We start from the raw sequence: 10,860 nt of genomic DNA, 5'->3' as shown, positions 1-10,860 counted from the left end.
CCTAAGTGTTGTTGAACTTCTAATACAACACGTTGTCCATTTTCTTTTTGAATGTACAATGCATCGTAAATTTTAGGTAGATTTTCACTGTCGGCGAAGTTGACGTCAACAACTGGGCCGATAATCTGCGCTATTTTACCAATCTTGGGCATATTATAGGGACTAAATATTTATTAATCAATTTTATATAAGAGACATAAAAGGCCTCTTTTTTGGTCAGCAAAAATAAGGTTATTCGTATTTAAAAACAAATAGAATTTGTAATTAAATTATAAATTTATTAATGTAGGTCAAAATGTTATCTATTGTAATTCTGTCTGTTTCAATTTCGATCGATGCAAATATAGTTTTTCTTCTTTAACCTACACCGCTAAATAAAATCGACCTGTCATCGAATGGTTCATGGATTCGCTACAGGTCGATCAAGATATATCTCCTAATTTTAGGAAAAGGAGTACTAGATTTTTTTGTTTAATTCGTCTTGTAGCTGGCGCTTAAGCAGTTGTTCTTTTTCCATAGCCTTTTTGCGAAAAGTTGCAAATTCTTCCTGGGATTGCTCCGCTGTCTTTTGGAATTCCACTGTATCCACTTTCGCTTTTCGATAGGAAAATAGAAAGATAAATGTCGCTACTGCCAATATCCCAATGATCGTCCAAACAACGGTATTGTAAAAAGCTTTCGATGTACTGATTCCCAAGAAAGATAAACTTTCTGTCTTTTCCTTCTCTTGCGCCAGCTGATCGTTTAAGACCTGGATAGAATCTTGCAAATTTTTTGTGTTCGAAGAATAATTGCTTGAAGAAGATTTCAATGAGCTGATTTCTTTGTGAAGTTTTGCTACAGTATCAATCACATTCCTTTTGACAATGTCAAGATTGGTTTTACGCACCATCTTGAAATCATAGTTGTTTTTCGAAATATAGTTAAGGTGGTCAAATTGATTGGACAAACTTCCTTTTTTTAATCCATCGGGACTATACTTGAAGGCATTATCCTGTTGCGCTGCTTTAGTCGGGGGAGCCGATGCAGGATTTTGTGCCTGTAGTGTAGTATATGATGAAATAAATAAAATTGTAAAGAATATAAATGCTAATCTCAATTTGCTCATGTTGTTTATAGTTATAAAATGCATCATTTAGCTTTTCCTAGATGTAAAGCTAGGATATACCTGTGATAAATATAAGGAATAATTGAAAAAACGAAAATTGAAAGTGAATATATTCCTATTGTCAGGTTAGATTTTCCTGCTTTATTTTTAGGGTTCGATAGACCAGCTCGGTAAATAACGAAGAAAGGACATGATCTTTTCCTTATAAATAGCCGTATTCAATTTAAAAAAATAGGCACCTTTCTTCGAGTTTTCTTTATCCTTTTCTTGGAGTTTGATGATAAGATCTGAAGATAGCAGCTTTCGGCTGAAATTGCGCTTATCCAGCTCGATATTATACACGCCTTCATAGAGCGCAGCAATTTGGGGAATGGTAAATTTCTCGGGTAGCAATTCAAATAATATGGGATATAACGCTGCTTTCATGCGTAGGCGGTGCTGCGCTGAAGTAATCATCTGGTCGTGGTCGAAGATAAGTGCCGGGCGCTCTTGCAAAGGAAACCATTTTGCTTCGTAATCATCACTGAGGATATGTTTGTATTGCTGCGTATCAATCAGGGCAAAGTAACAGATGCTGACAACGCGATCGTTAGGTTCGCGGGTAGGCTCCCCAAATACACTACATTGCTCCATATATACATTTTCAAGTCCTGTTAGCTGTCTCAGCACTCTGCTTGCAGCTTCTTCAGGACTTTCATTGGATTGAACGAAACCTCCCATTAGGCTCCATTTATTTCTTTCTGGTTCGAAATCGCGTTTAATTAAAAGTACTTCTAGGGATTCGCCGTTAAATCCAAATATGATACAGTCTACAGCCAAAAGGATCCCTGAATCTTTTTTATAATATTCCATTGTCTATCGTTTTATCGTTTTATCTGACTTCACCCCACCAATTCCATGGGCAAAACTATGTAAAAAAGTAAATAGCTAAAAATAAGTACAATAATTGGCTGATATACTCCTTTAAACCGTATTATATGCCTATATCAGGATGTAGGGTCAATCATAATTTGCTGCTATGAAGTTAGATCAATTTTTTAAATATGAAAATTTTCTTTCATATTTAAAAAATTAAATGTTTATTTGACACTAATTATTTTTTTCAATGCTAACTTTAGAGATGGAAAATTGAAAAGTAAGACGTTAAGAACAATTATAATATAAGTTATAAACCAAATTCAGCAAAAATGAATAAATCGCATGTCATTGGGGTGGACTATGGAAGTGATTCGGTCCGTTCGGTATTGGTCGATGCTAACAATGGCGAGGAAATCGCTTCTTCGGTATTTTACTACCCGCGTTGGAAAAGAGGTGAGTATTGTGATGCTGCTTTAAGTCAGTTCAGGCAACACCCTTTGGATTACATCGAAGGATTGGAAGCGACCATAAAAGATTGCTTAAGCAAATCGGGATTAAGCAATATAGGTGAAACCGTAAGAGCGATTTCCGTTGATACAACGGGGTCTACTCCAGTTGCCGTAAATGAAAAGGGCATTCCGTTAGCTTTACTGCCAGAGTTTGAGCAAAACCCCAATGCCATGTTCGTCTTATGGAAAGATCATACGGCCGTTCAGGAGGCCAAGGAGATTAACCTTTATAATCAAAATAATTCAGTCGATTATCTGAAGTATGTGGGGGGCGTCTATTCTTCGGAATGGTTCTGGGCCAAATTGCTTCATGTTTTTAGGGCTGATGAAAAGGTGCGTGCCGCTACATACAGCTGGGTGGAGCATTGCGATTACATTCCTTTTTTATTAACTGGAGGAACAGATGTAGCTGCTATGAAACGTGGTGTCTGTTCGGCTGGTCACAAATCGCTTTGGGCTGAAGAATTTGGTGGATTGCCACCTAATTCCTTTTTTTCGTCGCTAGACCCCTTGTTGGACGGTATAGTAGACCGACTGTTTTCCGAAACCTATACGGCCGATAAAGCTGCTGGTCAACTTTCGGAAGAATGGGCACAACGATTGGGGCTGACGACGTCGGTCGTTGTCGGTGTAGGTGCTTTTGACTGTCATATGGGTGCGGTTGGGGGGCAAATTGAACCGTATTATTTAAGTAAGGTGATGGGAACATCTACTTGCGACATGCTAGTTGCCCCAAAGGAGGAAGTACAGCATACTTTGGTGAAGGGGATCTGTGGTCAGGTAGATGGTTCGATTATTCCGGGAATGATTGGCATGGAGGCAGGACAGTCTGCATTTGGTGATGCTTACGCATGGCTGAAGCAAGTGTTATTGTGGCCAACGAAGAATTTAATACAAGAGGTTGAAGGTATGTCTGAGGACAACCGTGAACAGTTGATCGCCACATTGGAAGATAAGCTATTGTTTCGGTTAAGTGAGCAGGCTGCGTTGCTTCCGGTAACAGAAGCGTCTGAATTAGCAATTGACTGGCTCAATGGTCGCCGCACACCCGATGCAGATCAATCCTTGCAAGGTGCGATTACGGGCTTACACCTCGGAACTGATGCTCCACGTATTTTCAGGGCGATTGTCGAAGCAACATGTTTCGGAGCAAAGGCGATTGTGGACCGTTTTGTCGCTCAGGGTATTCCTGTGAAAGGTTTGATTGGTTTGGGCGGTGTCGCAAAAAAATCACCTTTTATTATGCAAATGATGGCAAATGTAATGAATATGCCGATTCGTATCCATAAAAGTGAGCAGACGTGCGCTATCGGCGCAGCGATGTTTGCCGCCACGGCAGCGGGTTTATATGACCGGGTCGAAGATGCGATGAAAGCGATGGGGCAAGGCTTTGAACAAACCTACATACCAGAGGAAAAATGGGTGCCAATGTATGCTAAACGCTACGAACGTTACCGTGCTTTGGGTGCTTTCGTAGAAGGAAAAGAATTGCGTGCCCTTACTGTTTAACCATTCAAATTTAATCATGTATAATTCAATTAAAGAGGAAGCATATCATTGCAATATGCAATTGCCCCAATTGGGCTTAGTGCTTTTTACATTTGGAAATGTGAGTGTGGTCGATCGTCAGCATGGTGTATTTGCTATTAAACCTAGTGGCGTTCCCTATGAAGAACTTTCGCCAGAGCATATGGTAATTGTAGATTTTGACGGTCGAATCATTGAAGGTGATCTCCGCCCGTCGTCCGATACAAAGACGCATGCGCTGCTCTACAAACACTGGGAAGAGATTGGAGGTATAACCCATACACACTCAACCTATGCCACGGCATGGGCACAAGCGCAGCGGGATATTCCTATTTTTGGTACCACACACGCCGATCACCTGACAAAAGATATTCCATGTGCTCCACCGATGAGCGATGAAATGATTGCAGGAAACTATGAACATGAAACAGGCTTTCAGATTATCAATCATTTTAGTGAGAAAAAGCTAGACTATAAAGAAGTGGAAATGATTCTCGTTGGCAACCATGCTCCATTTGCCTGGGGTAAAACTGGAGCAAAATCTGTGTATAACAGTGCGGTGCTGGAACAGGTTGCTAAAATGGCCTGGCTGACAGAACAGATCAATCCCAAAGCCGCTCGATTAAAAGCTGCTTTGGTTAAAAAGCATTATGAACGGAAGCATGGTGCTAATTCCTATTATGGTCAATAATGTTTGAGTAATAAAAAATCTATAGAAAAACTACAATTTAACATGAATATCAATTTAAAAGAACTAGAGGTCTGGTTTGTCGTGGGGAGCCAAGACCTGTATGGAGAGGAGACTTTAAGACAAGTTGCTCTACATGCAGAAGAGATAGCCAATTACCTTCATACGCAAAAAGTGATTCCGGTAGGAGTAAAATATAAACCGATCGTAAAGAATACGGATGAGATATATACCACATTGGCTGCCGCCAATAGTGCAGAAAATTGTATAGGCGTCATCACATGGATGCATACATTTTCCCCAGCAAAGATGTGGATTAGAGGTTTAAAGGCATTACAAAAGCCATTGTTACATCTGCATACGCAGTACAACCAGGATATTCCATGGAATAGTATCGATATGGATTTTATGAATCTCAATCAAAGTGCTCATGGAGATCGCGAATTTGGACATATCGTTAGCCGCTTAAAGATAGCGCGTAAAGTCGTGACTGGCCATTGGCAAGATGCGGAGGTGCTTGAACGGATCAATATTTGGGCTCGCGCGGCAGCTGGGTGGCATGACTGGCAGGGCGCAAAATTTGCACGATTTGGTGACAATATGCGCTATGTGGCGGTTACAGACGGCGATAAAGTGGAAGCGGAGTCGAGATTTGGCTTTTCGGTAAATACTTACGCCATCGGTGATTTAGTAGAGGTTATCAACGCCAGTACTGAAGCGGAAATTGAAGCCTTGCTGGCGGAGTACGAATCGGCTTATGAGTTGGCCGAAAATGTGAAAGCTGGCGGAGCGTTTCATACGAACTTAATCGAGGCCGCTAAAATCGAAATTGGTTTAAGGAAGTTTTTGGAACAAGGAAACTTTAAAGGTTTCACGGATACTTTTGAGGATCTGCATGGTATGGTGCAACTTCCGGGCTTGGCAGTACAGCGATTAATGGCTGAGGGATATGGTTTTGCAGGTGAAGGAGATTGGAAGACTCCAGCTTTGGTGCGTGCATGTAAAGTGATGGGAGCAGGATTACCAGGAACCACTGCATTTATGGAAGACTATACTTATCATTTTGATCCACAGAATCCAATGGTACTTGGTTCACATATGTTAGAAGTAGACCCGGCATTAGCAACCGGAAAACCGCGTATCGAAGTGCATCCGCTAGGGATTGGTGGCAAGGCGGACCCTGCCCGTTTGGTGTTCAACGGTCAGAGCGGAAATGCACTGAATGCTTCATTGGTCGATATGGGAACGCGCTTTCGTTTGATCGTTAATAAGGTACAAGGTGTTTCCGTGGAAGAGGATTTACCAAAGCTTCCCGTCGCACGCGTGTTATGGAAACCGCTTCCTGATATGAAAACAGGTTGCAGCGCCTGGATTGTAGCTGGAGGTGCTCACCATACCGCTTACAGTTTGAGCTTGACGCCTGAATATCTCGAAGATTTTGCGCGTATTGCCGGACTGGAATATGTTTTGATCGATGAGGAGACTACACTAGCGAAACTCGAAGATCAATTAAAATGGAATGAACTTTATTATTTACTCAGTAAATAATAACTTAAGCCATTTATGTGCTTCTCTCGTGAAGGCATAAATGGCTTATTTATAATAACCAATTTGGGAAATATGGAAAAATTTGCAACGGTAGATTACATCATCTTTGTAATTTACTTCTTTATCGTAGCTGGCTATGGCTACTGGATTTATCGTAAAAAGACCAATAGTTTGAGCAGTAGCAAGGACTACTTTTTGGCGGAAGGATCACTTACCTGGTGGGCCATAGGCTCTTCATTGATTGCGTCAAACATCTCGGCTGAACAATTTATCGGGATGAGCGGTAACGGCTTTGAGGTTGGTATTGCTGTGGCGGCATATGAGCTTATTGCGGCGGTAGCGCTAATTATTGTGGCGGTTTGGTTTATACCGGTCTATTTGAAAAATAAGATTTTCACCATGCCCCAGTTTTTGAATAATCGATACAATGAAACGACAAGTCTTATCATGGCAATTTTCTGGTTGTTTTTATATGTTTTTGTCAACCTGACATCGATTTTGTATTTAGGGGCAATTGCCATTTCGAGTATGGCCGGTGGCGGAGATAGCTTTCATACGATAACAGTCGCTTTAGCTGTATTTGCGGTGATTATTACCCTAGGTGGAATGCGTGTTATTGGTTTTACGGATGTTATTCAGGTTGTTGTGTTGATTATTGGTGGTATAGCTACGACCTATGTAGCGTTGACTTTAGTCAGCGAACATTTTGGTTTAGGAAAAGATGCGTTAGCTGGATTTAATAAACTGATGGAAGACTCTCCGGAGCATTTCAACCTTTTTGTTGATAAACCCGGACCAGGCGCCAGTCAGGAAGATATTAATAAATATCTGATGTTACCTGGAATAGGGATGTACCTTGCGGGAATCTGGATAGTCAATTTAAATTACTGGGGTTGCAATCAATATATCACCCAACGCGCTTTGGGTGCTGATTTGAAGACTGCGCGAACCGGAATTCTCTTTGCGGGATTTCTAAAATTGTTTATGCCAATTATTGTCATGCTTCCAGGCATAGCTGCTTATGTGCTCTATAAAAATGGGGCATTACAACAAGAAATGGCCCCTGGGGGCGTGTTTCATGCCGATAATGCATATTCAGCAATTTTGGGCTATTTGCCAAATGGTATGAAAGGACTTGCATTAGCTGCCTTAACAGCTGCTATTGTTGCTGGATTAGCAGGAAAAGCAAATAGTATCGCAACAATCTTCACATTGGATATTTTTAAAAAATATATCAATAAAGATGCGAGTGAAGCTAAAATGGTCTGGGTAGGAAAGATAACGATCGTTATCTCTATTTTACTTTCTGTGCTGTTTACGTGGAATGATGCGCTGGGCATCGGCGGGGCCGGAGGATTTACATTCATTCAAAAATATACCGGTTTTATTAGTCCTGGGGTTTTTGCGATGTTTTTGTTGGGTATGTTTTGGAAAAGAACCACCGGAGCGGCGGCTATCACTGGACTGATCACTGGATTTGCGTTGTCTATATTCTTCAACGAGTTTGCAACGAAAGTTTTTGGACCAGAGACATGGATCTATACTGCGTATCTGAATAAAGCTGGTGTATATGAAATTCCGTTCCAGATCTGTATGGGGTTAGCTTTTGTATTTACTATGATCGCTATGATTGCCGTTAGCTTATTCGGACCGAAGGTTAATCCAAAAGCTTTCGTCTTGGATCGATCGATGTTCAAAGTAGAACCATCCGTATTGGCATTAATTGTCGTGACTTTATTATTGGTCACTGCTATTTATGTGCGTTTTTGGTAGCATTAACGCTGTTTGATTAAATAAATGATTATGAACCATTCCTAATTGAAATTAGGAAGCCTCCATCAAAACGATGGAACAAAACTTAATTGCAGATGAATAAGAAAATTATTATTGGTTTGTTGACCTGTGCTTCATTAGCTTATGGCTGTCAGTCCCCGTCAACTCAAAATAAGCCAGCATCGACATTGGCTGATTCTTCTTCCAACCAGGCTTTTGACAGCCAGATTGATGGTAAAGAGGTTAAACTATTCCAGCTTAAGAATGACAAACTTGCCATTACCTTGACAAATTATGGTGCACGCTTGGTGAGTTTAAATGTTCCTAATAAGGATGGTCAAATGACAGATGTGATTTTGGGTTACGATTCAGCTAATGAATACAAGGAAAACTATAATAATTTTTATGGGGCTATTGTAGGACGGTATGGTAATCGGATTGGTAAAGCTTCGTTTAAGCTGAATGGAGAGGTGTACTCTCTGGAAAAGAATGATGGCGAAAATTCCCTTCATGGTGGTACAAATGGTGTGTATAATAAAGTGTGGGATGTCGTTAGTAGCACGGAAACATCCATTACATTGGCCTATACTTCACCCGATAAAGAAGCTGGTTATCCGGGGACAGTCAAGATGGAGGTAACTTACACCTTGGACGACAATGGGTTGGCTATAGACTATCAAGCAACAACGGATAAGGAGACCGTATTGAACCTTACCAACCACGCTTACTTTAATCTTAATGGGGCCGGTGATTCTTCGATTTTGGATCACGAACTTCAGATTGATGCAAAGACGATTACAGAAGTTGACGACAGCTTAATTCCAACAGGAAAGAGTTTGCCGGTAGCGGGTACAGCATTCGATTTTAAGAAGCCGGCACGTATTGGTGCTCGGATTGAGGATGAAAATGCGCAGCTAAAGATCGGAAAGGGCTATGATCATAATTTTGAACTTGATAAGAAAGATGGTTTCCAAAAGGTTGCTCAGGTGTATACAAGCAAGACTGGTATTGCAATGGAAGTCTATACGACCGAACCTGGTTTGCAGTTTTACAGTGGCAATTTTATGAAGGATACAGACCCTAAAGGGAAAGCAGGAAAAGTCTATCCATTCCGTTCGGCATTCTGTTTGGAAACGCAACATTTTCCAGATGCACCGAATCATCCCAATTTTGCATCGACAGTATTAAAGCCTGGAGAGCAATATAGCTCCAAAACGACTTATAAATTTATCGTGAAAGAGTAAAGTCAATATAGGATGAAGCTAAGATTTACATTAGGCGTTGTATTCGCGCTGGTCAATGGGCTACTCCATGGACAGAGTAGTGTCAAATTGCAAACTCCGCAGCAAGAGCAGATTATAAGTCGACATATATATGGTCATTTTGCTGAACATTTGGGCCGCTGCATTTATGATGGATTTTATGTTGGTGAAAAAAATGACTCGATTCCCCATGCTGATGGCGTTCGGAAAGATGTTATCGAAGCCCTCAAAAATTTGAACATCCCCAATCTACGTTGGCCCGGTGGATGTTTTGCCGATACGTATCATTGGAAGGATGGAGTTGGCCCCAAAGCCCAACGTCCTGCTATGGTTAATAACTGGTGGGGTGGCGTGACAGAGGATAATTCATTCGGAACGCATGATTTTCTAAATATGTGTGAATTGCTTGGGGCAGAACCTTATCTAGCTGGTAATGTTGGTAGTGGTGAGGTGCAGGAGCTTGCTGATTGGGTTCAATATGTAAACTTTAAAGGAGAAAGCCCCATGTCAGATTGGAGACGTAAAAATGGACGGCAGGAACCTTGGAAGGTTAAATTTTGGGGTGTAGGAAATGAAGCTTGGGGCTGTGGTGGAAATATGACTGCCGATTATTATACTGATATCTACCGCAAATACGCGACTTTCATGTCGGATTGGACGAATGGGAGTGGTCTATATCGAATTGCTTCTGGAGCCAATAGTGCAGATTACAATTGGACCGAAACACTCATGAAGAAAATTCCAAGTGGTTTGATGAAAGGTATGGGATTACATCACTATGCGGTCATCAACTGGGATAAGAAAGGCTCTGCAACGAAATATTCGGAAGAGGAGTATTTCAAGACCATGAAATCAGCTTGGTTTATGAATGAACTAGTGGAGAAGAATATTGCCATCATGGACAAATACGATCCAAAAGGACTGATAGATCTAATCGTAGACGAGTGGGGGGGCTGGTATGAGGTCGAACCAGGGACGAACCCTGGCTTTCTCTACCAACAGAACACCATGCGTGATGCTATGATTGCTGGTATGACATTGAATATCTTTAATAATCATGCTCGTCGGGTTAAGATGGCCAATTTAGCCCAGGCAGTAAATGTATTACAAGCGGTTATTCTTACGGAAGGGAAGAATATGATTTTGACGCCTACGTACCATGTCATGGAAATGTATAAGGTACATCAGGACGCTAAGTTAATTCCTATATCGCTGCAATCGACTGATTTTGAATTTAATCAAGAGAAAATCCCTGCGGTTTCGGTTTCAGCCTCAGAGGACAAACAAGGCCGTACACATATTTCCCTTGTGAATATTGACCCAAAAAAGAAAAATAAGGTGCAGGTGGATTTGGGCTCGTTGAAAGCCGGAAAAGTAACTGGTAGAATACTTACCGCTGAGCATCTGCGCGATTTTAATTCGTTCGACAAACCGACAACGATTACACCTGCCGTGTACAATAAGGCGAAGGTTGTTAATGGTACCGTTGAAGTAGATATTCCTGCTTTTTCAGTAATCGTATTGGAATTAACCTAAGATAGTTTTAAAACTCATTAATTAAACATTAATGATCAAATAATTATATAG

The 10,860-nt window shown here is 41.0% G+C and carries 8 protein-coding genes and 1 pseudogene; 6 read left to right on the top strand and 3 right to left on the bottom strand.

What is annotated here, in order from left to right; genetic code table 11:
* From B3139_RS13505 to B3139_RS13495, 3 genes and pseudogenes are all read right to left on the bottom strand, one after another.
* A pseudogene (locus tag B3139_RS13505) lies at positions 1–152 on the bottom strand (F0F1 ATP synthase subunit beta); the annotation flags it as partial.
* Positions 153–457: 305 nt separating this feature from the next.
* Positions 458–1,108 carry a hypothetical protein gene (locus B3139_RS13500; protein ID WP_293883933.1) on the bottom strand — a complete coding sequence of 217 codons (651 nt, stop codon included), beginning with the start codon at positions 1,106–1,108 and terminating at the stop codon, positions 458–460.
* A 147-nt stretch (positions 1,109–1,255) separates the two neighbouring features.
* Complete coding sequence (locus tag B3139_RS13495) at positions 1,256–1,960, bottom strand: NUDIX hydrolase (RefSeq protein WP_209578175.1); 705 nt, start codon at positions 1,958–1,960, stop codon at positions 1,256–1,258.
* A gap of 335 nt (positions 1,961–2,295) precedes the next feature.
* Between B3139_RS13495 and B3139_RS13490 the strand changes: the two genes are divergently transcribed.
* The 6 genes from B3139_RS13490 (at position 2,296) to B3139_RS13465 (ending at position 10,809) form a co-directional block, all read left to right on the top strand.
* Positions 2,296–3,984, top strand: a complete 1,689-nt coding sequence (locus B3139_RS13490) for a ribulokinase (protein ID WP_293883932.1) — start codon at positions 2,296–2,298, stop codon at positions 3,982–3,984.
* A 16-nt stretch (positions 3,985–4,000) separates the two neighbouring features.
* Positions 4,001–4,693, top strand: coding sequence for an L-ribulose-5-phosphate 4-epimerase (locus tag B3139_RS13485; protein ID WP_293883930.1), 693 nt, complete (start codon positions 4,001–4,003; stop codon positions 4,691–4,693).
* A 42-nt stretch (positions 4,694–4,735) separates the two neighbouring features.
* A complete protein-coding gene (gene araA, locus B3139_RS13480; RefSeq protein ID WP_293883928.1) occupies positions 4,736–6,238 on the top strand; it encodes an L-arabinose isomerase in 1,503 nt (500 codons plus the stop codon).
* A 72-nt stretch (positions 6,239–6,310) separates the two neighbouring features.
* Positions 6,311–8,011 (top strand): sodium:solute symporter family transporter, encoded by a 1,701-nt coding sequence (locus B3139_RS13475; RefSeq protein ID WP_293883926.1) that lies wholly within the window; start codon positions 6,311–6,313, stop codon positions 8,009–8,011.
* A gap of 95 nt (positions 8,012–8,106) precedes the next feature.
* Positions 8,107–9,255: an aldose epimerase family protein gene (locus tag B3139_RS13470; protein ID WP_293883924.1), complete on the top strand. Its 1,149-nt coding sequence runs from the start codon at positions 8,107–8,109 to the stop codon at positions 9,253–9,255.
* Positions 9,256–9,267: 12 nt separating this feature from the next.
* A complete protein-coding gene (locus B3139_RS13465) occupies positions 9,268–10,809 on the top strand; it encodes an alpha-N-arabinofuranosidase (protein WP_293883922.1) in 1,542 nt (513 codons plus the stop codon).
* Positions 10,810–10,860 lie beyond the last annotated feature (51 nt).

This window comes from Sphingobacterium sp. UBA1498 (assembly GCF_002325125.1).
In the GTDB taxonomy this organism is placed as follows: Bacteria; Bacteroidota; Bacteroidia; order Sphingobacteriales; family Sphingobacteriaceae; genus Sphingobacterium.
This window is presented reverse-complemented; position numbering and strand designations above follow the sequence as displayed.